Source organism: Caulobacter sp. GW821-FHT11A05 (assembly GCF_058809015.1).
In genome coordinates this window covers 208,407-230,530 of sequence record NZ_JBXASF010000006.1, presented here as the reverse complement: position 1 = coordinate 230,530, position 22,124 = coordinate 208,407, and the positions used below count along the sequence as shown (strand labels likewise).

18 protein-coding genes are annotated in these 22,124 nt (G+C 68.8%); 14 read left to right on the top strand and 4 right to left on the bottom strand.

Annotation, left to right across the window (positions count from 1 at the left end; all coding sequences use genetic code 11):
• Window positions 1-147 precede the first annotated feature (147 nt).
• Window positions 148-2,643 carry a hypothetical protein gene (locus AC1RSK_RS11205; protein WP_492907612.1) on the bottom strand — a complete coding sequence of 832 codons (2,496 nt, stop codon included), beginning with the start codon at window positions 2,641-2,643 and terminating at the stop codon, window positions 148-150.
• Between the two features lie 282 nt (window positions 2,644-2,925).
• Between AC1RSK_RS11205 and AC1RSK_RS11200 the strand changes: the two genes are divergently transcribed.
• Complete coding sequence (locus tag AC1RSK_RS11200) at window positions 2,926-4,578, top strand: portal protein (protein WP_492907611.1); 1,653 nt, start codon at window positions 2,926-2,928, stop codon at window positions 4,576-4,578.
• Here AC1RSK_RS11200 and AC1RSK_RS11195 read toward each other — a convergent pair.
• A complete protein-coding gene (locus AC1RSK_RS11195; protein WP_492907610.1) occupies window positions 4,575-4,985 on the bottom strand; it encodes a hypothetical protein in 411 nt (136 codons plus the stop codon). The two genes, AC1RSK_RS11200 and AC1RSK_RS11195, sit on opposite strands and share 4 nt — an antisense overlap.
• A gap of 151 nt (window positions 4,986-5,136) precedes the next feature.
• Between AC1RSK_RS11195 and AC1RSK_RS11190 the strand changes: the two genes are divergently transcribed.
• The 3 genes from AC1RSK_RS11190 to AC1RSK_RS11180 are packed head-to-tail and all read left to right on the top strand — an operon-like array spanning window position 5,137 to window position 8,313.
• On the top strand, window positions 5,137-5,412 hold the full coding sequence (locus AC1RSK_RS11190) for a Bbp19 family protein (protein ID WP_492907609.1): 276 nt from the start codon (window positions 5,137-5,139) through the stop codon (window positions 5,410-5,412).
• A gap of 7 nt (window positions 5,413-5,419) precedes the next feature.
• Window positions 5,420-6,310 carry a hypothetical protein gene (locus tag AC1RSK_RS11185; RefSeq protein WP_492907608.1) on the top strand — a complete coding sequence of 297 codons (891 nt, stop codon included), beginning with the start codon at window positions 5,420-5,422 and terminating at the stop codon, window positions 6,308-6,310.
• An 11-nt stretch (window positions 6,311-6,321) separates the two neighbouring features.
• Window positions 6,322-8,313: a hypothetical protein gene (locus AC1RSK_RS11180; RefSeq protein WP_492907607.1), complete on the top strand. Its 1,992-nt coding sequence runs from the start codon at window positions 6,322-6,324 to the stop codon at window positions 8,311-8,313.
• Between the two features lie 318 nt (window positions 8,314-8,631).
• Here AC1RSK_RS11180 and AC1RSK_RS11175 read toward each other — a convergent pair whose 3' ends face one another.
• Complete coding sequence (locus AC1RSK_RS11175; RefSeq protein WP_492907606.1) at window positions 8,632-10,413, bottom strand: calcium-binding protein; 1,782 nt, start codon at window positions 10,411-10,413, stop codon at window positions 8,632-8,634.
• A gap of 473 nt (window positions 10,414-10,886) precedes the next feature.
• On the opposite strand from AC1RSK_RS11175, the gene AC1RSK_RS11170 reads away from it, so the two are divergent.
• The gene (locus AC1RSK_RS11170; RefSeq protein WP_492907605.1) at window positions 10,887-12,137 is read left to right on the top strand and encodes a calcium-binding protein; all 1,251 of its coding nucleotides are present in this window, start codon (window positions 10,887-10,889) and stop codon (window positions 12,135-12,137) included.
• Between the two features lie 159 nt (window positions 12,138-12,296).
• Here AC1RSK_RS11170 and AC1RSK_RS11165 read toward each other — a convergent pair whose 3' ends face one another.
• Complete coding sequence (locus AC1RSK_RS11165) at window positions 12,297-13,268, bottom strand: hypothetical protein (protein ID WP_492907604.1); 972 nt, start codon at window positions 13,266-13,268, stop codon at window positions 12,297-12,299.
• A 334-nt stretch (window positions 13,269-13,602) separates the two neighbouring features.
• On the opposite strand from AC1RSK_RS11165, the gene AC1RSK_RS11160 reads away from it, so the two are divergent.
• The 9 genes from AC1RSK_RS11160 (at window position 13,603) to AC1RSK_RS11120 (ending at window position 21,953) form a co-directional block, all read left to right on the top strand.
• Window positions 13,603-14,475, top strand: a complete 873-nt coding sequence (locus AC1RSK_RS11160; RefSeq protein ID WP_492907603.1) for a phage capsid protein — start codon at window positions 13,603-13,605, stop codon at window positions 14,473-14,475.
• A gap of 231 nt (window positions 14,476-14,706) precedes the next feature.
• Window positions 14,707-15,270 carry a hypothetical protein gene (locus AC1RSK_RS11155; RefSeq protein ID WP_492907602.1) on the top strand — a complete coding sequence of 188 codons (564 nt, stop codon included), beginning with the start codon at window positions 14,707-14,709 and terminating at the stop codon, window positions 15,268-15,270.
• Between the two features lie 74 nt (window positions 15,271-15,344).
• Window positions 15,345-15,947 (top strand): phage connector family protein, encoded by a 603-nt coding sequence (locus AC1RSK_RS11150; RefSeq protein ID WP_492907601.1) that lies wholly within the window; start codon window positions 15,345-15,347, stop codon window positions 15,945-15,947.
• 7 nt (window positions 15,948-15,954) lie between these two features.
• Window positions 15,955-18,210 (top strand): phage tail protein, encoded by a 2,256-nt coding sequence (locus AC1RSK_RS11145; RefSeq protein WP_492907600.1) that lies wholly within the window; start codon window positions 15,955-15,957, stop codon window positions 18,208-18,210.
• A gap of 127 nt (window positions 18,211-18,337) precedes the next feature.
• Window positions 18,338-18,754, top strand: coding sequence for a GNAT family N-acetyltransferase (locus tag AC1RSK_RS11140; RefSeq protein WP_492907599.1), 417 nt, complete (start codon window positions 18,338-18,340; stop codon window positions 18,752-18,754).
• Entirely contained in the window at window positions 18,730-19,221 is a 492-nt protein-coding gene (locus AC1RSK_RS11135; protein ID WP_492907598.1) for a hypothetical protein, read from the top strand. Before AC1RSK_RS11140 ends, AC1RSK_RS11135 begins: the two co-directional genes overlap by 25 nt.
• Window positions 19,222-20,697 (top strand): hypothetical protein, encoded by a 1,476-nt coding sequence (locus AC1RSK_RS11130; protein ID WP_492907597.1) that lies wholly within the window; start codon window positions 19,222-19,224, stop codon window positions 20,695-20,697. It begins immediately after the preceding gene.
• Window positions 20,698-20,752: 55 nt separating this feature from the next.
• Complete coding sequence (locus AC1RSK_RS11125; RefSeq protein ID WP_492907595.1) at window positions 20,753-20,896, top strand: hypothetical protein; 144 nt, start codon at window positions 20,753-20,755, stop codon at window positions 20,894-20,896.
• A 58-nt stretch (window positions 20,897-20,954) separates the two neighbouring features.
• On the top strand, window positions 20,955-21,953 hold the full coding sequence (locus tag AC1RSK_RS11120; protein WP_492907594.1) for an ankyrin repeat domain-containing protein: 999 nt from the start codon (window positions 20,955-20,957) through the stop codon (window positions 21,951-21,953).
• The last annotated feature ends 171 nt before the right edge of the window (window positions 21,954-22,124 follow it).

The window sequence follows — 22,124 nt, the reverse complement described above, 5'->3', positions numbered from 1 at the left end:
GGGTAGCTGATCGGCCCGCCGCCCGGCAGTGGAATAAATTGGAACGATCGCGCTTTCCTGGCGCCCGCCGGCCGTCTTCTTTTTCCCTGTTGCCCCACCGGCGCCGCAGCGAGGGCGGGGGGCGACCAAGGCGCCGATGGGCCGAGTTCAGAGCAGCCAGCGGCCCGAGTCGCCGGTGACGTCCCCGTTGATCTTCATCTGGTAGTCGGCCTTGCCGTCGCCGGTGATGTCCAGCCGCAGGAGGGTGACCCCGTTCGCGAAGCTGAGGGTCATCTCTCCGGCGTGCCTGGTGAAGGTCGTCCCGACATAGGCGAAGGCGTCGTTGGCGCCGCCCGGGATGGCGTCGATGCTATTGAGAATGATGCGGTCGCCCTCGGCGATCGAGAAGTCGAAGACCTGGTCGAGCTCCACGGCCGGCTGGCCGAAGTTCTCGGCTATGACGACGAAATAGTCGCGGCCGGCGCCGCCGTAGAGCCGATCGCTGCCCTGGCCGCCGAAGAGGGTGTCATCGCCGTCGCCGCCGTTCAGGGTGTCCACCCCCTCCTGACCCCGGAGGAGGTTGTCGCCGAGATTGCCCTTGATGTTGTTGGCCAGCGCGTTGCCGTTGCCGAACAGGTCGTCCCAGCCCGTCAGTTCCAGGCCCTCCAGGTTTTCGGCCAGGGTATAGCTGCGCAGCGACCGGACGAGGTCGTAGCCGGCGTTCGCGGCCTCCACGATGGTGTCGTGGTCGTTGAAGTCGGAATAGTCGAAGACGTTGAGGATGTAGATGTCGTTGCCCAGACCCCCGGCCAGAGTATCGGCGGCGACGCCGCCGTCCAGGTAGTCGGCGCCATCGCCGCCGGTGAGGGTGTCGCTGCCGTCGCCGCCATCGAACCGGTCATTGCCAAGGCCGCCGACCAGGGTGTCGTCGCCCGCCCCGCCGAACAGCTTGTCGCCGCCCTCGCCGCCGTCGAGGCTGTCGGCGCCGTTCTCGCCGTACATGAGGTCGCCGCCCGATCCGCCCGTCAGGGTGTCGAGACCATCGCCGCCATAGAGGCGGTCTGAAAGATCGCCGCCGTCCAGCAGGTCGTCGCCGGCCAGGCCGCTGAGCACGTCGTTGCCGCCGCCGCCGCTGAGCTGGTCGCCATGGATGAAGCCGACATAGCTGTCGTTGCCGTTGGCGCCCGCCAGGACCACAGTCCTGAGCTGGCCCAGGACGACATAGGCGGCGCCGGCGGTCTGGCCGGCTCCACGGGCGCCGACGATGACGTCGTCTAACCCGTCGTTGTTGATGTCGCCGGCCGAGGAGACCCAGCCGCCGGCGAACGCGGTGAGCCCCGCGCCTTCGAGGCGGAAGCCATTCAGCCCGTCGAGGCTGGAGACGTCGATCGCCGCCGAGAAGCCGCCCGCCTTGCCGTAGATGACGTAGGCCGCGCCGGAGTTGCTGCCGTAGGGGTCGGCCTTCTCGGCCCCGACGATGATGTCGTCGTAGCCGTCGCCGTCGATGTCGCCGGCGCCGGCGACGGACCAGCCCAGTTCGTCGCTGACCGCGGCGCCGAGGATGGCGAAGCCGTCGGTCCCGCTGAGGCCGGGCAGGTAGTAGCTGCCGCCGAAGCCGCCGGCGTGGCCGAAGAAGACGTAGGCCGCGCCGGCGTTGACGCCGCCCCCATCTCTGAACCGGGCGCCGACGATGACGTCGTCGAAGCCGTCGCCGTTGACGTCGCCGGCGCTGTCGACGGCCCAGCCGCTGTAGTCATTGGCGGCGCCGCCATCGAGGCGGAAGCCGTTGGAGCCATCGATGTCCGACAGGTAGAGAACCGGGCCGACCCCGCCGGCCCTGCCGAGGACGACATAGGTGGCGCCTGAGCGCAGGCCGTGCGGCCCGCCGTCGCCGGCGCCGACGATGAGATCGTCCAGGCCATCGCCGTTGACGTCGCCGGCGGCGCTGACCGCGACGCCCGCCGTCGCGAAGTTGGGGCCATCGACGCGGAAGCCGTTGGTTTCATCCAGGCTGGCCAGGCTGATGTTCGCGTCGAAGCCGCCGGCCTTGCCGTAGACGACGTAGGTGGAGCCGCCGAAGGCGCGGTTGGGCGCGCCGATGATGATCTCGTCATAGCCGTCGCCGTTGAAGTCGCCACCTGCGGAGACGGTGAAGCCGACGAAGCCGTTGGCCTGGCTTTCGACCATGCGGAAGCCGTTGGTCCCGTCGAGGCCCGAGAGGGTCATGCTGGCGGCGAAGCCACCGGCCTTGCCGAAGATCACATAGGCGCCGCCGGAGTTGCCGGCGCCGAGGTCAGCGGCATAGGCGCCGATGATGAGATCGTCGTAGCCGTCGCCGTTGACGTCGCCGGGGCGGCCGGCGGTCCCGGCCCAGTCGCCGGCCGCCGCGCCGTCGAGGCGAAAGCCGTTGGTCCCGTCGAGGGCGCCGAGGCTGAGGTTGGTGAAGCCGCCGGCCCTGCCGAAGACGACGTAGGCCGTGCCGGCGTCCGCACGGCCGCCCGGATCGGCCTTGGTGGCGGTGACGATCAGGTCGTCATAGCCGTCGCCGTTGATGTCGCCGGCCGAGGCGACCTGCCGGCCGGCGAGGTCGCCGAACGCCTGGCCCGAGAGAATGAAGCCGAGGGTCCCGTCGAGCGTGGACAGGGCGAGGGTGGCGGCGGGCATGGCGGACCTCCGAGACGGGACTGCGCCCGCCGGCCGGGCCGCTGGGCGTCAAGGGTCGCGTTACAAAGCACAGGGAAAATCGGCCCGGCAGTGTGCAAATTTGACATCTGGGGTCCGCCGAGTGGCGAGGTGTCGGCGCCTGTCTTTTTCCCTGTTGCGCCGCCGATGTGGGATAATAGTCCTGCCGCTTCGATAAGCGGCTTTCAGTTCAGACACAGCACGAATGGCGCGCGCGGAGGTCCTCTCCACGGCCTTGCCGATCCGTGCCTTCCGGAGAGCCGAATGACCGACAGTCGCGCCGAAGAGGTGTTGCGCCGCCAGGCCCAGATGGAAGCCGAACGGGCCCCGCTGGACGGGGTCTGCCAGGAGGTGGCCGAGCGGGTGCTGACCCGGCAGCGGGACTTCACCGGCAAGCAGAGCGGGGCGGCCGCCTGGCGGTCGGAGAAGGTGTTCGACAGCACCGCGCCGCTGGCGCTCGACAAGTTCGCCGCCGCCATCGAGAGCATGCTGACGCCGCGGACGAGCCGCTGGCATGAACTCGCCATCAGGAACTGGCGCGACGCCCGGGACCGGCCGGCAGCGCTGCCGGAAGGGGTGCGGGGCTGGCTGGGGCAGGTCAACGAGACGCTGTTCTCGGCCCGCTATGCGGCGGGGGCCAATTTCGCCAGCCAGGCGCACGAGACCTATGTCGGCCTGGGGGCTTTCGGCAACGGCGCGCTGTTCGTCGACGAGGCGCCCCAAGAAGGTATGGGCGGCGGCGGCCTGCGCTATCGCTCGATCCCGTTCGCCGAGACCTGGTTCGCCGAGAACTTCCAGGGCCAGGTCGACACCGTGCACCGCAAGTTCGAACTGACCGCCCGCCAGTGGCTGCAGCGGTTCGGCGACGAGACTCCGGACAGCATCCGGCGGGCGGCGGAGAGCGAACCGCACCGCAAGTTCGAGCTGGTCCACTGTGTCGGGCCGCGCGAGGACGCCGACTGGTCGCGCAAGGACTGGCGGGGCATGGCCTTCGCCAGCTGGTACGTCAGTTTCGAGGGCCGCAAGCTGCTCAAGGAGCAGGGCTACCGGACCATGCGCTATGCGGTGGCGCGCTATGTGACGGCGCCGCGCGAGGTCTATGGGCGCGGGCCGGCGATGACGGTGCTGGCCGACATCAAGACGGTCAACGAACAGCAGAAGACCCTGCTGCGCACCGGCCAGCTGATCGCCGAACCGCCATTGCTGCTGTCGGACGAGGGCGGGCTGACGGCCTTCAAGCTGCAGCCCCGGTCGATCAATCGCGGGGCCCTGTCGCAGGACGGGACCGAGCTGGTGCGGCCGCTGTCGGTGGGGGCCAACCTGCCGATCACCCTGGAAATGGTCAACCAGACCCGGGAGTCGATCAACCAGGCCTTTCTGGTCACCCTGTTCCAGATCCTGGTCGAGACCCCGCAGATGACGGCCACCGAGGCCATGCTGCGGGCCCAGGAGAAGGGGGCGCTGCTGGCGCCGGTGATGGGACGGCTGCAATCGGAGCTGTTGGGGCCGCTGGTGCAGGCCGAGCTGGACATCCTGGCGGGGGCCGGGGCGCTTCCGCCGATGCCGCCGGAGCTGGACGGGCTGGAGGATGTGGTCACCGACATCGACTACACCTCGCCGTTGGCGAGGGCCCAGAAGTCGGACGAGGGGCTGGCGATCCTGAGGTTGCTGGAGGACGCGGCGGCGGTCGGGCAATTCGACCCCTCGGCGGTGAAGATGATCAAGGGGCCGGAGACCCTGCGGCGGCTGGCCGAGATCCGCGGGGCGCCGGCCGGTCTGCTGCGCAGTCACGAGGACATGGAGGCGCTGGCCGGGCAGGAGGCGGCGATGGCGCAGCTGCAGACGATGCTGGGCGCCGCCGGGCAGGCGGCGGGGGTGGCCAAGGACGCCGCGGCGGCCGGGCTGCTGGAGGGCTAGTCGGTCAGGCCGCAGGCTCCGGCAATCTCGACGATCTTCTCGCGCGAGCCGGCGCTGGCCAGGGGTTGGATGATGGTCTGGTTTGCCTGTTCGAAGGCCTGTTCGCCGGCATCGCCCTGGTCGTGAAGCCGGTCGAACCAGGCTTGGGACTGGGCCTCGAGCGATGTCTTGTCGAACCCCGGCGGCAGGGTGTCGCTGCTGTTGATCCAGTAGATGGTCCAGAGCATCTGCCAGGCGGCCGAACAGCGCGCCTCCTCAGCCAGGGTCCTGGGCGGCGCGGGCTTTGCTGCCCCGCGCTTCCAGGCGGCCGCGTAGCGGTTGGGGTCAGCCGGCGCCTGCTGCGCCTGGGCCAGGGCCGGCGCGGACAGCGCCGCGATCAGGGTCAGGGTGAGCAACTGTTTGGACATCGGACCTCCTGCTGAGCTGATCCTGGCCCGGCCGACCGGCGCCGTCATCCTCCGATCCGGGGGTATCGAGTCTTGAGAACAAAATGGGAACTGTTGCGCCTCGTCCGTGGGATAATAGTCCTGCCGCTTCGATAAGCGGCGGGAGAGATTGATGGACATCCTGCATCCGCTGCTGCGCCGCAAGCGCGCCTACCAGGGCCTGTTCGGCGATGGCTCGGGCGGCGAGGCGCGGGCCGTTCTGGCCGATCTGAAGCGCTTCTGCATGGTCCCCGAGGCGCCGGTGGCGCGCAGCCCCGACGGGGCGGTGGATCCGCTGGCCTCGATGCGGCTGGTCGGCCGCCAGGAGGTGTTCAACCGCATCCGCGCCATGGTCGCCATCGACGACCGGGCCCTGTTCAACCTGAAGGAAGAGGCCATTGATGAGTGAGCACGGGATGAGTGACGAAACGCCGTCGATCGAAGCGCTGATGGAAGATGTCGGTGGAGCGGTGGCTCCCTCGGGAGGGCGCGACGCCGTGTCTCCCGACGCTGCCGCCGCCGACAATCAAGGGACCGCATCCGCGCCGGATGCAAAGAGCCACGGCGCGTTCCTTGACCAGTTCAGTGATGACGTCACCCGCAGCTACATCGAGCGCAAGGGTTTCAAGGACGTGCAGTCGCTGGGCGCGAGCTTCGCCTCGCTGGAGCGGATGATGTCCGGCGGGCGGGTGCCGATGCCGGCCGGCGAGGACGACGAGGCCGGGTTCGCCCGGGCCTTCGCGGCCCTGGGGCGGCCGGAGACGCCGGCCGAGTATGGCTTCGGCGACCTGGCCGGGGTGGACGAGAATTTCAGCAGCAAGGCGGCGGAATGGCAGTTCGAGGCCGGCGTCGGCAAGGCGCGGGCGGGGGCGCTGGCCGAGAAGTGGAACGCCTATGTCGGCGAGCGCGAGGCCGCCGCCCGTGAAGCCTTCGAGGTGCAGAGCAAGGCCGACTGGATCGACCTGCAGCGCGACTGGGGCAAGAGGTTCGCCAAGAACACCGAGGCCTTCCGGCGCGGCGCCGCCCAATTCACGCTGGGCCGCGACGAGATGATTGCCATCGAGGGGGCGCTGGGCACCCGGCGCACGGTCGAGCTGTTCGCCAGGATCGGCGAGGGCCTGGCCGAGGACAAATTCATCGAGGGCGAGAGCCCGGCGAAGTTCGGCATGACCGCCGAGGCGGCCGAGGCGCGGATTGCCGCCCTGCGCCGCGACCAGGCCTGGCAGGCGCGATGGATGGCGGGCGGTGAACTGGAGAAGGCCGAGTGGTCGCGGCTGACGCGGATCGCCAGCGGACAGCAGGGCTGAGCCGGGCGGCCATGACCCGGAGCTTCGGACAGATCATCATGGACGCGGGCGGGGCGGCGAAGGTCGCCCGCCTGATCGGGGCCAAGAAGAGCAGCATCCAGAACTGGCGCCAGCGCGACCAGATCGAGGCCGGCAGCTGGGACCTGCTGGAACGGCACGGCATCGCCACCCGCGCCGAACTGGAGGCGGCGGAGGCCTGGCGATCCCTGCCCGACGATGTCGCCGGCCGCAAGCATGCCGCGCTGATCACCGCGCTGGGCGTGGAAAGGCTGGCGGAGATGTTCGGCGAGCGCGCGGAGCTGGTGCGGGAATGGCGTCGGCGTAACGCCATTCCCCGTCACCGCTGGCAGGCGCTGATCGAGGCGGGGCTGACCGACCGCAGCGCCCTGGTGGAGGGGTCGGTCAAGCGCCGGCTGGATATCGGCGGCCTGAGGGTGGCCGCGCCGCCGCCGCCCGAGCAGCAGGCGGCGACGCGCGCCCGGCATCGGGCGGCGCGGGAGCGGCTGACGGTGTTCGCCCGGGTGATCAGCGTGCCGGGCGCGCCGCAACGGCTGCCGGGCGGGCCGCCGATGCTGGCGGCGCATCACCGGCTGTGGCTGCGCAAGCTGGAGGCGCTGGAGCGGGGCGATATCCGGCGGCTGATGGGCTTCATGCCGCCGGGCGCGGCCAAGTCGACCTATGCGGTCGACGTCTTCACGCCCTGGTTCCTTGGCCGGGCGAGGGACCGCAGCGTGCTGACCGTGACCTACGCCACCAGCCTGGCCGGCCGGCGCGGTCGCAAGGCGCGCGGCGTGACGCGGCAGCCGGTCTTCGCCCAGGTGTTCGGGGTGCGGCCGCAGGCCGGCCATGCCCGGACGCTCGACTGGAGCCTCGACAACGGCAGCGACTGGATGGGCGCGGGCATCCTGGCCGGGATCACCGGCAATCGCGCCGACCTGATCGTCATCGACGACCCGGTGAAGGGGCGCAGCGAGGCCGACAGCGAACCGACCCGCCGGCGAACCCGCGAGGAGTTCGACGATACCGTCCGTACACGGCTGAAGGCCGGCGGGCGGATCGTGCTGATCCAGACGCGCTGGCATGAGGACGACCTGGCGGGGAGCCTGTTGCCGACCGACTACGATGGTCGGTCGGGACCGGTGCTGTGCCGCGACGGCGAGGTCTGGGAGGTGGTCAACATTCCCGCCCAGGCCGAGCGCGAGGATGATCCCCTGGGGCGACAGGTCGGGGACTATCTGTGGCCGGAGTACTGGCCGCCGACCCACTGGCCGCAGTTCAGGCTGAACCCGCGCACCTGGAACGCCCTCTACCAGCAGAGGCCGAGACCCGAGGAGGGCAGCTATTTCGAGCGGGGATGGTTTCGGCGGTTCCAGGAGCATGAGCTGCCCAAATCGCTCCGCTACTATGGGTCCAGCGACTATGCGGTCACCGAGGGCGGCGGCGACTTCACCCGGCTGACCGTCTGGGGCGTCGACGCCGACTTCAACCTGTGGCGGGTGGCCAGCTGGGGCGGCCAGACCAGCAGCGACCAGTGGATCGAGCGGCAGTGCGACCTGATCTCGGACTTCCGGCGCCGGGGCGGCATCCGCCGCTGGTTCGGCGAGGCCGGGGTGATCCAGCGGGCGGTGGAGCCGATGCTGCGGGCGAAGATGCGGGCGCGGTCGGTCAGCTGTCCGCTGGAGTGGCTGAGCTCGGCGCAGGACAAGGCGACGCGGGCGCGGTCGGCGCAGTCGCTGGTTCGGGAGGGCCGCATCATCGTGCGCGATGACGGCGATGGCGATTGCTTCATCGACGAGTGCGTGGCGTTTCCGACCGGGCGCTACGATGACGAGGTGGACTGCCTGTCGCTGATCGGCCGCGCCATCGACCGGCTGACGCCGCCGGTTCCCAGCTGGCGGCCGTTGCCGGAGTTCGCGGACTGTGGCTCGGTGTGGGAGCCGGGGGTGAACAGTGGGTGGGGGCCGGCGGAGTTTGCGGATTGTGGGCGGGTGTTTGACGATTGAGACTGGCGACCGCTTCTGATCTCCTGGCGGAATTTCACAATGCCTGCTTTCGAGTCAGCGGATCGTCCTTATTTGCGGTCACGGCCTTTGGACGCGAAGCAGGCGAGAGGTCGATCATGTGGCGCTTCCGGCTTGCATCGCGACCTAGCCCGAGTCGTGCTCGGTCGCCTCAACGTGACGACCCGCTCGTTAGGCGCGATGGGCAGGCACGGCGCGCCAAGAGGCGAGCGAAGCGCGTCGGGCTGCCAAATTAAAGTTCTCGGCGTGCGGATGAGTCGCCAGGCGCTCCCGAGGCGTCTGGGACCAATAGCGAGCTCGCTAAAGGAGCCAGCCTCCGGTGCCAACGGGCTCAGTGCCCGCCAAAACCGGCTCCGTGGTGACAGCAGCATAGATTGTCAGCGAGTGGTCAACCGCCTTGTCGCCGTTCACGTCCAGCAACAGTACCCTGAAGCCGTAGTTCTCTGAGATCGTCAAGATTGCCTCGCCGCCGCCTCCGGTGAACTTGGGAACGAAAATGAAGGCTTGGTCTCCGTCAACGTTGACGTTGGCATCGATCAAGGAGAGGTCGATCCGGTCGCCCTCCGTGAAGTCGACATCAAGGAGGGTGTCCTTCTCGATCAGGCCGCCGCCGCTTTCGAAGACGGTGCTGACCTGAAAGGTGTCGGCACCGTCGCCGCCGGTAAGCGTGTCGTTACCCCAGCCGCCATCCAGGATGTTGTTGCCGCTGTTGCCGTTCAGTTCGTTGCGGTCGTAGGAGGCTTCCGCGCCGAAGCCGTTGATATCGGCCGAGCCCGTCAGCACGAGATTCTCGACGTTGCTGCTCAATTGATAGCTCACGCCGGCGTAGACGAGATCGATGCCCTGGTTGGTCTGCTCCAGGATCTGATCGGCCGATGTCCCAATGTAGTAGGTGTCGTGACTGGCCCCGCCTTCCATCGTGGCCGAGCCGCCCCGTGCATCGAGAACGTCCTGGCCGCCGCCGCCCATGAGGTGGTCGTTGCCGCCGCCGCCAATCAGGATGTCATCCCGCGAGCTGCCGATGAAGGTCTCGCTGCCAAATGACCCGACCATTCTGGCCGCCCAAATGGGATTGGCGCTGAATGTTCCGCCGTCGTGGCCCGCCTCCAGCCGTATCTCCTCAATGAGTTGGTCTCCGACCGACCACGCACTCAGGTTGTCTTCGACAATGACCGTGTCATAGCCAGGCTTCATCTCCATCACCTTGTCGCCGGTGTCGTCGATGTAGAACGTGTCGTTTCCTTCAAAGCCAGCCATGGTGTCCGCGCCGGTACCACCGACCAGGATGTCGTCACCCTCATAGCCGACCAACGTGTCGTTGCCGTCGCCTCCGGAAAGGAGGTTGTTGCCAGCATTGCCCCAGATCGCATTGCTTAGGCCGTTGCCGGTTCCGTCTAAGGCGCTTCCAACCAGCTGGAGCCATTCGATCCCAGCGCCCAAGGCAAAAGAGACGCTCGCTTCGACCATGTCGACATCGGCACCGCCTTCGTCTTCGATTGTCTGGTCGCCAGCGTCGTCGACGAAATAGCGATCAGCGCCGAGGCCACCGCGCATCGCATCGGCGCCTGAGCCGCCATACAGGGTGTCGTTCCCGCTCCCACCGCGCAGGTCATCGCTCCCATCGTCTCCGTACAGGAAGTCGCTGTCATCGCCTCCGTCGATCAAGTCATTGCCATCGTCGCCATACAGCTTGTCCAGCCCGCTGCCGCCTCCGAGGACATCGTTGCCGTTGCGGCCGCTGATCAGGTCGTTCCCACCACCGCCGTTAAGCTCGTCCATCCCGGCCCGGCCGTAGATTTTGTTGGCCAGATTGTTGCCAGTCACTTTCGCGCCGACGTCGGTGTAGACTAGCAGCGTCTCCACGGACTGGTCGTTCCCCAGCACCCATGCGCCCGTGACGTAGACCTTGTCATCGCCTTCGCCGCCGACCTCGATGACGGTGTCATTGGCGTTGTCCACGAAATAGACGTCGTTGCCGGCCCCGCCTGTCATGCTGTCCGCGCCAACCCGCCCATTCAAGGAATCGGCAAGCGCCCCGCCGACAAGCACGTCGTCACCCGCCGTACCTACAAAGCTAGCCATCCGTCTTCCCCCAATGAGGCTACGATCCTGCCCGCCGCGATGTGCGGCGACAAGTGCGCGACCCGACACAGCGTGAGGTTTTGCCGACAGCCGCAGATCAGTGGCGATGACGACGCCGGCGACACCCGGCCCATATGTCCAATCGTGTCTGGGCTTCCCGGGCCTGAACGTTACGGTTTCGACCTGGACAAATGCCTGTTGTCCGCTGATCGCGGTATAATAGGCGTGCCGCTTCGATAAGAGGCCCGCAGAGCTGGGCCCCATAGAATGGCGGTCAACGCACCCGACATCGCCGGTCGGACAAGGCACAAGACGGGGATGGCGAAGAGTGAGCGGGGCGACCCAGTCGACTACTCACAGCTTTAATTTGCTTCACACATCTTAGGGAAGACTCCCCATTCCGAGGTGTGATTTCCTTCATTCGCGCCTTGCGGGATGCGCTCGCACTGGCCGCTCAAAATCGGAGCTTGATCATGCCGACGTACACGGGAACTTCCGGAGCTGACACAATCACCGGCTCGGCCGGTGATGACATCATCGACGGCTTGGCCGGGGACGACATCCTGAACGGTGGCGCCGGGGTCGACACGCTCAACGGCGGGGATGATGCCGATACGCTCAATGGGGACGACGGCAATGACACCCTGAACGGCGACGCCGGCAACGACACGCTGTACGGCGGTGCGGGCAACGATACGCTCGACGGCGGGACGGGCGCCGACCTCATGGACGGCGGAGCCTTCGGAGACACCTACATCGTCGACAACGTCTTCGATACGATCATCGAGACATCCACCGGCGGCACCGACACCGTCAAGGCCTACGTCAACTATGCCCTGGCGGCGTATGTCGAACGGCTGACGCTGATGGGCACTGCCATCTCGGGCACCGGTAACGCCCTCAACAACATTCTCACCGGCAACGCCAGCGACAACTATCTGTTCGGCGACAACGGCGCGGACACTCTCAACGGCGATGCCGGCAACGACACGCTCTACGGAGGCTCGGACTCCGGGAAGGATCTGCTGGATGGCGGAACGGGCGATGACACCATGTACGGTGGCTCGGGCGACGACATCTTTGTGGTCGATAGCCTGAGCGATGCTGCTGTGGAGAACGCCGGCGAGGGGAATGACACGGTCCGGGCCTTCATCGACTGGACCCTGACCAACACGGGCAACATCGAGAGCCTGCAACTCCAGGGCGCCGCTAATCTGAATGGAACCGGTAATTCCGGAAGCAATCAGATGCTCGGCAACAGCGGGGACAACATCCTCAATGGAGCAGGCGACACTGACACCCTCCATGCCGGCGCCGGCAACGACACGCTTGTCGGCGGACTGGGCAATGATCACCTCTACGGCGAGGCTGGCTACGACACCTTCAAGTTCCTCAGCGAAAGCATCAATGTCTCGATTGAGAAGGACGAAATCTACGACCTCGACATGGCGAACGGCGATCGCATCGACGTCTCGGCGATCGATGCTGACACTGGGACCGCTGGCGATCAGGCCTTCGTCTTCGTGTCGAGCTTCACCGGTGTGGCGGGGCAGATCACCTCCGCCTATGCGCCTGGAACGACCCCCTACACGGACTTCAAGTTCGACGTGAACGGTGACGGCCTGGAAGACTTCCGAATTCGGGCTCAGGGCGACCAGACCGGAACGATCACCGATGTCCTGACCGGTGGTGAGCCGATCGGCGACGGCGGTTGGCTGCTCTAAGGGCAGCGCAGCAGGAGCCTCCCGGCACCCGCCGGGAGGCTCTCGCAATTTGGCACTTTGAACGGCGTGGGCGGCGCAGAATTATTCCGCATCTGAGATGCGGAATAATTGCAATCCTCTCCTGGCCATCCGCAGGCCCGGCCCGCACCGGACGTCCGCTCACTTCCCCTTGAGCGTCGCGGCGACGATCGAGGCGTTGTAGTCGCGGTAGGCGGCGCGGACGAGGTTTTCCCAGGCCGGCAGGTCGACGATCACCGCGTCGCCGCGCGCCACGCTCTCGCCCATCACCGATAGCGGCGCGACATCGGCGGCGCCGGCCTCGTCGCGGGCGAAGGGCGTGGCGACCCCGTAGTCGGCTTCCGGGCGGATGAAGAAGGCGAAGACGTAGCCGCGGTCGATGGCCTTGGCGAAGAAGATGCCGGAGACGACGCCGCGAATGCCGAAGACGGCCGAGCCGCCGGCGCTGGCGGTGTTGCGCTTGGAGCCGCTCTGGACGTTGGCGGACATGTTGGCGAAGTCGATCACCAGGTTGGGAATCACCGCCAGGGAGCCTTTCGGCTGGCCTTTGACGAGGCGATTGTTGAAGGGCCCCATGGCCATGACGTTGGCGCCGTTGGAGGCCAGTTCGCTCCGGTAGGGGGCGAGCAGCGGGGCGTTGGTGGCGCCGACTGAAATGTAGCTCTGGCGCAGGCTCTTGTTGACGGTGATGCCGCCCTTGGCCTCGACGACATAGCGATTGTTCGGCTGCAGCGGGATGGTGTTGGCGGCGATCATGGCCTGGGCCGTCTCGTCCGAGGCGACCGGCAGGCCGGCGGCGGCAAACTGGGCCCGCAGGTCGGCATGGGCCTCATCCGCCAGCTTGCGCATGGTGGCCTCGTCGACCCCGGCCAGCACCTTGGTGTTGCGGGCGCGGGCCCCGCCGCCGACGGCGGTGGCCTGGTTCCCGGTGATGAAGGTCAGCTGGTAAGTCGGCAGGATGATGGCGTTGGAGCCCTTGAAGTAGCCCTTGTCGTAGCTCGCCATCTTGATCGGGAAGGTCTGCCCCCCCGAAGAAGATTGGGCGGCGAAGGCGACGCCGACCCCGAGGGTCAGGGTCGCGGCGATGGCGGCGGCGAGGGCGAGCTTTTTCATGGGGCGGACTCCGGACGTATCGCCCTCAACGTGAGGGCGCTGTCTGGATAGGCAGGGCGAGGATAGCCGTCGTCCCCAAAATCAGGGGGTCGGGCGCAAAGGCGAAAAGTGCTGTTGCGGGCCGACCGCGGTATAATAGGTGAGCCGCTTCGATAAGCCGAAGCGCTCCCCACACAGCTTCCCCGCCCAGCGGGATACGGACCCGCGGACGACGCGGACAAGCCGATCGGTTCACTTTTCAACCCTTCGGCGCGCAAGCGCGCCTCTTCCCCCACCACCACGCTACGCGCGGTCCCCCTCCCCCGGAGGGGGAGGAAATGGAGACACGCAGTCCATGACGGACCTTTCCGCTCAATATCGTATCGAGTTCGCCAAGACGGCGAGCCTTCTCCTGCAACAGCGCGGCAGCAAGCTGCGCAATCATGTGATGGTCGGCAGCCACAAAGGCGAGGGCGCTTCGCCCGTCGACCAGTACGGCGTCACCGAGGCGCGCGAGCGCACGGGCAGGGCCGTGCCCAAGGAGAGCGCCAACACGCCGGTCGACCGGCGCTGGGCCTATCCGCGCTTCTTCGACTGGAGCGACATCGTCGACAACATCGACCTGCTGCAGACCGCCTCCGACCCGCAGAACCCGCTGGTCCAGGCCTGCACCGCCAGCCTCGGCCGGCGCATCGATGACGAGATCATCCGCGCCTTCTTCGCCGACGCCCGCACCGGCAAGCAGGGCGGGACCACCACATCCTTCCTGGCCGGCCAACAGGTGGCGGCCGGCGGCCTCGGCCTGACGTTCGAGAAGCTGCGGGCGGCCAAGAAGATCCTGATGGCCAACGAGGTCGACCTGGCCAACGACCCGATCATCTGCGTGGTCAACTCGGTGCAGCACGACGCCCTGCTCGGCGAGATCGAGATCACCAGCGCCGACTTCAACGGCGGCGACCGGCCGGTGCTGAAGGAGGGGATCATCACCCGCTTCCTGGGCATCGAGTTCGTGCACTGCGAGCGGCTGACCCTGTCGGGCGCCAACCGGCGGGTGCCGATCTACGCCAAGAGCGGCATGCACCTGGGCATCTGGTCGGACGTCGCCACCGACATCGGCCCGCGCCGCGACCTCGAGGGCAATCCCATGGAGGTGACCGGCTCGGTGACCATCGGGGCCACCCGCACCGAGGAGAAGAAGGTCGTCGAGGTGCTCTGCGCCGAGAGCTGATGCCAGTTGCTCCCCCTGCGGGGGAGCTGTCGCCCGCCCCCGGGCTCGGCCGACGGCCGACCCGAGGACAGGCTACGCGGGGGACTGAGGGGGTCCTCAGCGGACGGCGGCGGCTTCGCGGATGAGGCGGCCGCCGGTGGGGACCCCCTCCACCACGCTTCGCGCGGTCCCCCTCCCCCGAAGGGGGAGGAGCTGTGATCGCGCTCTCACTCCGAAATTCGAGGAAGATCCATGGCTATCGCCAACACCAAATCCACCGTCGTTTCCAACCGTGACGCCAGCCCGCGCGTGCCCAGCCCCGCCCATCTGGTGCGGGGGCCGCTGTTCGAGGCGGTGGGGACGGTCGAGATCGCCGCCGCCGATGACGATACCTCCGTGTACCGCATGGCGCGGCTGCGCAGTTCCGACCGGGTCTCGCAGCTGACCGTCTTCAACGACGCCATCACCGGCGGGACCGGCTTCGACCTCGGCCTCTACCGCACCGCCGACGACGGCGGGGCGGCGGTCGACGCCGACCTGTTCGCTTCGGCCATCAGCCTGGCGACGGCGACGACGACGGGCACCGACGTCGTGTTCGAGAGCGCCGCCACCGACATCGCCAAGATCGAGAAGCGGCTGTGGGAACTGCTCGGCCTCAGCGCCGATCCGCAGCTCGACTACGATGTCGCCTTCACCGGCGCGACCGTCGGCACGGCGGCGGGGACGGTCAGCCTGCGGGTGCGGTTCACCGGCGCGACCGTCGGCACGGCGGCGGGGACGGTCAGCCTGCGGGTGCGGTTCACCGGCGGGTACTGAAGGCAAACGGGGACACATTGAATTTCCAAGGAAATTCAATGTGTCCCCTCTCTCGCGAGCTTTGAGGACATCCGATGCCCACATCCTCCACCGCCGTCGGCAACGCGGCGCTCGGCAAGCTTGGCCAGGGCGCGGTGCTGTCGTTCGACGATCCCGACGACCGGGCGCGCTGGCTGAAGAGCCGGTTCGCTGATGTCCGCGACCTGTGCCTGCGGGCCAACCGCTGGCATTTCGCCATGGCCCGGGCGCGCCTAAGCGCCGAGGCCAGCGCGCCGGCCTTCGGTTATCAGCGGCAGTTTCCTCTGCCCACGGACTGGCTGCGGCTGGTCGAGGTCGGCGGCGTCGCCGTGACGCCGGGGCTGGCCGACTACCAGGGCGCTTCGCAACCGGCCTTCGCGCTGGAAGGCGGGCGGATCCTGACCGACGCGGCCGCGCCGCTCGACATCCGCTACGTGCGCCGTGTCGAGGATGTGGCGGCCTGGGATCCGTTGTTCGCCGAGGCCGTGGCCTGCCGGCTGGCCTTCGACCTGGCCGAGAAGCTGACCCAGTCGTCGGGCAAGAAGGAGGCGGCGCTGCGCGACTATCAGCTCAGCGTGCGCGAGGCGGTGCGGGTCAACGCCATCGAGACGGCTCCGGAATCCGCGCCCGACGGGGCGTGGGTTCTGGCGCGACTGTGAGGACGCGATGAAAGCCAATCCCGCCATCACCAGCTTCAACGCCGGCCTGCTGTCGCCCCTGCTGGGCGGGCGGCCGGACCTGGAGAAATGGCAGTCGGGCCTGATCCGCTGCGACAACCTCATTCCCCGCGTGCAGGGGGCGCTGCAGCGGGCGGCCGGCAGCGTCTTTGTCGGATCGGTCAAGGACAGCGGCGGGCCGTGCTGGCTGGCCCCCTTCGTGTTCAGCCAGGAGGACGCCTTCGTGCTGGAGTTCGGGCCCGGCTACATCCGCTTCTTCTGGAATCGCGGCCGGCTGGTGAAGACGGACGGGGAGATCTACGAGATCGGCACGCCCTATCTGGCCACCGACCTGACGCGGGCTGACGGCAGTTTCGGCGTGCGGTTCGAACAGTCGGGCGACGTCGTCTACCTGGCCTGCGCCGGCCATGCGCCGCGGGTGTTGAAGCGGAAAGCGAACCTGGACTGGACGCTGGAGGTTTTCGAGGCCAAGGGCGGTCCGTTCCAGGACGCCAACATCGACGAGGCCGTGACGGTCTCGGCGGCCGGGACCTTGACCGTCGGCGGGACGGTGACCCTGACGGCGAGTGGCAACATCTTCCTGGCCAACCACGTCGGCGGCTTGTTCGAGCTGGAGCTCAAGGACGGGGCCGATGTGCGGGCCTGGCAGGTGCGCACCACCACCGACGTCGGCGACCGGCGGCGAGCCGACTATCGGCACTACATCTGCACCCAGGTCGGGCCGGTCGACACCACCGACAAGCCGGCGATCTGTGGCGAGGAACTGCCGCTGCACACGCGGGGCAAATACTGGGACGGCACCGGCGAGGAGCAGAAGGGCGACGGGGCGGTCGGTTCGATCGGGGTGGAGTGGGAATACCTGCACTCCGGCTATGGCCATGTGCGGATCACCGGGGTGACCAGCGGGACCGAAGCGACGGCAGTGGTGCTGTCGCGGTTGCCCGATGAGCTGACGGCGCAGGCCAGTCATCGCTGGGCGTTCGGGGCCTGGTCGGCGGAGGCGGGCTGGCCGGACAATGTCTGTTTCTTCCGCGAACGGCTGAGCTGGTTCCGGGGCCAGCAGGTGTGGCATTCGACGGCTGGCGACTTCGCCAATTTCGAGGCGCGGACGCACGGCGAGGTGCTGCCCGACAGCGCCGTGGTGCTGTCGATCCAGTCGGCGCAGGGCAATCCCATCGAATGGGCGGCGCCGACCCGCTCGGTGCTGTTCATCGGGGCCGGCGGCGGCGAGCACAGCCTCAAGGCCCAGACCAGCGCCAGCCCTTACGGCCCTGGCAACACCCAACAGGACCCGGAGACCGCCTGGGGCGGGGTCGGAGTCGAGCCGGTGCAGGTGGGGGCGGGGGTGGTGTTCGTCGAGAAGCTGGGCCGGCGCCTGCGGCTGCTGGTTCCGGCCCAGGACGGCTATGAGGCGCTGGATCTGAACAAGTATCGCGGGCTGATGGCGCCGGTCGTCGCCATGGCCTGGCAGCAGACGCCGCATGAGAGCGTCTGGTGCGTCACCGCCGATGGCGGCCTGGAGGCCTTGACCCTGCAGCTTGAGGACAAGGTGTTCGCCTGGCGGCGACACCAGCTGGCGGGCGCGGTGGAGTCTGTGGCGGTGATCCCGTCGCCGGACGGGACGCGGGACGACGTCTGGCTGATCGTCTGTAGGCAGATCGATGGCGAGACGCGTCGCTACATCGAGGTGATGGCGGCCGAATACGAGGCCGGCGATACGCAGGCCTTGAGCGTCTACGCCGCCAGCGCCCTGACCTATGACGGCGCGCCGACGGCGACCCTGTCGGGCCTGGAGCACCTTGAGGGTGAGCTCGTGACGGTGAAGGCCGGCGGCGCGGCCCATCCGGACCGGCGGGTCGTCGGCGGGGCGATCACATTGCAGGCGCCGGCCGCCAAGGCCGTGGTCGGCCTGGCGGCGCCCTATGCCGGCCAGCTGATGCCGCTGGAGGCCGGTGCGGCGGCCGGCAGCGCCCAGGGCCGCATCAAGCGGGTGCATGCCCTGACCGTGCGCCTTCTGGACAGTCTGGGTGGGCGGTTCGGGCCGGCCATCGGCCGCTGCGATCCGCTACAGCACCGGCAGGCGGGCGAGGCGATGGACGCGCCGCCGGGCCTGACCAGCGGCGACATCACGATGACCTTTCCCGGCGGCTACGACGGGGCGGCGACCATCGCCTTCGAGGGCGACGACGGGTTTCCGTTCACCCTGATCGGGCTGTACCCGGAGCTGGTGACCTATGAAGCCTAGCCGCGACGCGCGGCTCCGGCCCTCGCCACCGCCCGCTCCGCGGGCGGTCCCCCTCCCCCGATCACGCGAGGCGCTCCGGGGGAGGATTGAGGTCGTTCCTTTCCGGGCGACGCATCTCGAGACCCTGGTGCTGCAACCAGCGCAGGCCGCCTGGCGCGGGCGGATCGATGGACAGGCCGGGGCGGCGCTGGAAGCATCGGGCGGGGCCTGGAGCCTGCTCGCGGACGGCGAGGTCACCGGCTGCGGCGGCGTCATCGACCGGGGCGGCGGCCGGGGCGAGGCCTGGGCGCTGATCGCCCAGGACGCGGGTCCGGCCATGCTGGCGGCGACGCGCGTGGTGTGCCGCTATTTCGAGACCGCGCCCTACCGGCGGATCGAGGCGGTCACCGCCTGCGGGTTCAAGCCGGCGGCGCGCTGGACCCGTCTGCTGGGGTTCGAGAACGAGGGCCGGATGCGAGCCTTCTGCGACGACGGAGGCGACGCCGAACGGTGGGCATTCATCAAGAGGGAGGTCGGCCAATGGCCTGGGCCGGACAGATATTAAACCTCGTCGGCGCCGTGGCCGGGGTCGCCGGCGGCGTGGCCGACGGACAGGCGAGCGCCGCCCAGCGGGCCTTCTCCAGCAAGGTCGCGCGCGAAAACGCCCGAACCGTCGGCGACCAGAGCGCCATGCGGCAGGAGGCCATGCGGCGGGAGTCCGGGCAACTGCTCGGCGCCCAGCGCGCGGCGATCGCCGAGAGTGGAACGGGAAGCGGCGGCTCCAACGGCCTGATCGCGGCGCAGGACGCCGCCCTGGCCGAGCTGGACGCCCTGACCGAGCGCTACGAGGGCCGGCTGAAGATGGCGGAGTACGACAACCAGGCTGACCTGCTGGGCGCCGAACAGGTGGGCGGGGTGCAGCGGTTGTTTGGCAAGCGCGGGCTGGGCGGCTTTTCCACCTTGAACCGCCAGTGGCAGACCTTCAGCGGCGGCGGGCTGGAGTGGAACAACGGCAAAGGGAGGGGCTGGTAGATGCCGATCATTCCACGATACCAGCCGCGCGGTGGACCGTCCGTTGGCGGACTGAACTACGCGGGCGCCTATTCACCGCCCGATGGGTCCGATTGGAGAATGCTGGGACAGGTCGCCAGGGCGGCCGGCGGCGTGTTCGACATGTTCGGCGGGGAGCGTGAGCCAGAGGCGCCGAACAGGGGCGGGGGGCGGCCCTCGTCGACCGGGCGCTCTGATCCCCGCAGCGCGTCCCACGGCCCGTCAGCCGACAAGCCGACCCCGATCAGCCGCGGCGGAGGCTTCGGCGAGGCCGTCGGCAAGGCGTTTTCGGCCGTGGGATCGGCGCTGGCGGCGGCGGGCAGCTCGCTGGCCGATGCGGAGTCGCTGACCAATCTGGGGGAGCTCGGCGGGACGCCCGATGCCCTGTCGCGGGCCATCGACGGCGCCTATCGGCCGGCCATCGAGGCGGCGACCACGCCACAGGAGCGCCGTGTCCTGGAGGCCAACCAGCGATCGCTGGGGGCGTTCTGGACGCAGCACGGCGCGCAACTTCAGGCCGCTCATGACGCGGCCGAACACGATGCGCTGACCGACCGGACCCTGCGGGTCGGGCGGCAGGCCATCCGACGGGCCCCGATCTACGAGGCCGTCGACGGCATCGCCGAACGGCAGATGGTCTTCAATGATGTCATCCTGCGGCAAAGAGAGGGGGATCCTCCGGGCGTGAGCCGGCAACGCCTGAGCGCCGCCCGGACGCTGTGGGCGGACGCCGAACTGCGCAAGGCGGAGCTGGACCCGCGACGATACCTGAAGACGGCGTTCCAATCGGCCGAGGGCGCTTCCCTGGCTGAGCGTGAGCGGCCGGTGGGACTGCTGACCCCCCAGGCGCGGATCGCGGCCGTTCAGGCGGCTCAGGCCGCCGTCGACGCGCAGGAGCGCGAAATCGACCGAAACCTGGTCGCCGGGGCCCGCAAGGGCCAGGTCGGCGAGGCCTGGCTGCACGAACAGGTCGCGGTCGGCGCGCTGTCGGCTGACCGCCCGGCCGTGGCGCAGGCGATGAAGATCGCCGGCGCCATCAGCGAGGCGGGCCGTCAGGCCCAGGCGGGCGCGGCGCTGATGGCCGAGGTTCGGCGCGGCGCCGGGCCAGCTCTGGACGTGAACGCGCCCGAGCATCGGCGCGCTCTGGACGACGACTTCGCCGCCTTCTATCGCCAGGCGCCGCCGGACGAGCGGGGCGAGGCGATCACGGACTACATCGCCGCGCTGGGCGTCGCCTCACCGAGCGCGCTCGGTCAGTTGAGCGCCCTGCTCACCTCCGATCGTCCCGAGGATGTGGAACAGGGGGCGGCGGCTTATGCGGGCCTGCGGGACCTCGACCCTGACCTCCTGAATGGCCTGTCGCCGGCGGCGGTCCAGCGAGTCGAGGCGCTGGGACAGGGTGGCGTCGACGCCTCGCCGGGAGACGCCGTCGAAACGCTGGGGATGACACCCAGCTGATCAGGGCATCGTACGCGCCGCCCGAGCCGCCGTCCCCGATGGTGGCGACATCGGGTTGGCGGTCGATCTGGCGTCCAACCGCTGGCAGCCGGCCGAGTCGAAGCCCGACATCATCGCGCGTTTCCAGGCGGAACTGGCCAAGGAGAAGGCCAAGGATGCCGCCAAGGCGCGGACAGCCGGTCCGGCGAGAGCGCTCTGACAGCTCTTGACGGCTCGATATTGTTCATGAATTGTTCCTGAAACCACAGGAGAGGCCGGTGAGGAGGTTGCTGCTGGCCGCGTCCGCGGTCGTCGCGCTGGGCGTGGCGGGATGTAAGGCGCACGAGCCGCCGCCGGCGGCTCCGGCCTCGAAGCCTGGCAGGGTCTCCGCGGCGGTGGAGGAACATCTTCCGCGCCTCTATTCGGACGAGGCGGTCCGCGCCGACCTCGCGGACTGGCGCGACAGCGAATGCAATCGCGACCCGGGCCCGGAACCCACGGAACCACCCGGCGAGGGGTCGGAAGAGCTGGCCCGGGCGATCAAGGCCCACGACTGGCGCAAGGCGGCCTGGGAACTGGCGCGCCATGACGGCGCGCCGAGCGGGCTGTCGGTCGCCGACAGCGCGCGGGTGACCCAAATCCGCAAGTCGGTCGAGATGACGGACGCGGCGCGGCGCGGCGACCTGGCGCGGGTCGAGGCTCTGCTCAAGGCCGGCGCCGACGCGAACTTTGAGGTTCCGGACTTCATGGGTCCAATGCATTGGGCGGCGCGGTGCGACCGGGCCGAGGTGCTGCGGCGGCTCTTGGCGGCAGGCGCCCGGGTCGACCAGCGCAGCCAGTGGTCGGTGAGCCGCCTGGAGTATCGCAGCACGCCGCTGATGCTGGCGGTGTTCCACGGGGCGGCCGGCTCGGTGCGGGTGCTGCTGGCGGCCGGGGCCGATCCGGATCTGTATGAGCAGGTGCGCGACAACAGCGGCCCCTGGAGCCGCCAGGACCATGTCGCCCTTGAGTTCAGCACCACCCACGACATCGTCCGCCTGCTGCTGGAGAGCGGCGCCGACCCCAATCGGGTTTCAGCCGGTGGTTGGCGGCCGTTGATGAGCGCCGCGGAAGACCGCGATCCGGAGCGGGCGGCGCTGCTGCTGCGCTTCGGCGCCGATCCGGCGGCGCGCAATGACGAGGGCCAGACGGCGGCGATGATTGCGCGGCGCGTCGGCGCGCCGGAGGTGCTGACCCTGCTCTCTGACGACGGGCCGAAGGCCGATCGCAAGAAATAGGGCTTTGCCGGCCGGCCATGCGATAATGGTCTGGCCGCTTCGATAAGCGCCGCATTCCACAACCGTCGGGGAACCATCACGCTCCCCGCGCCGGACCCGCCGCCGCCTCTCACCCTGAAGGCGGCCGGACGGACAAGCCGCCCCCAACCCCATCACGCCAGGCCGCGGCCC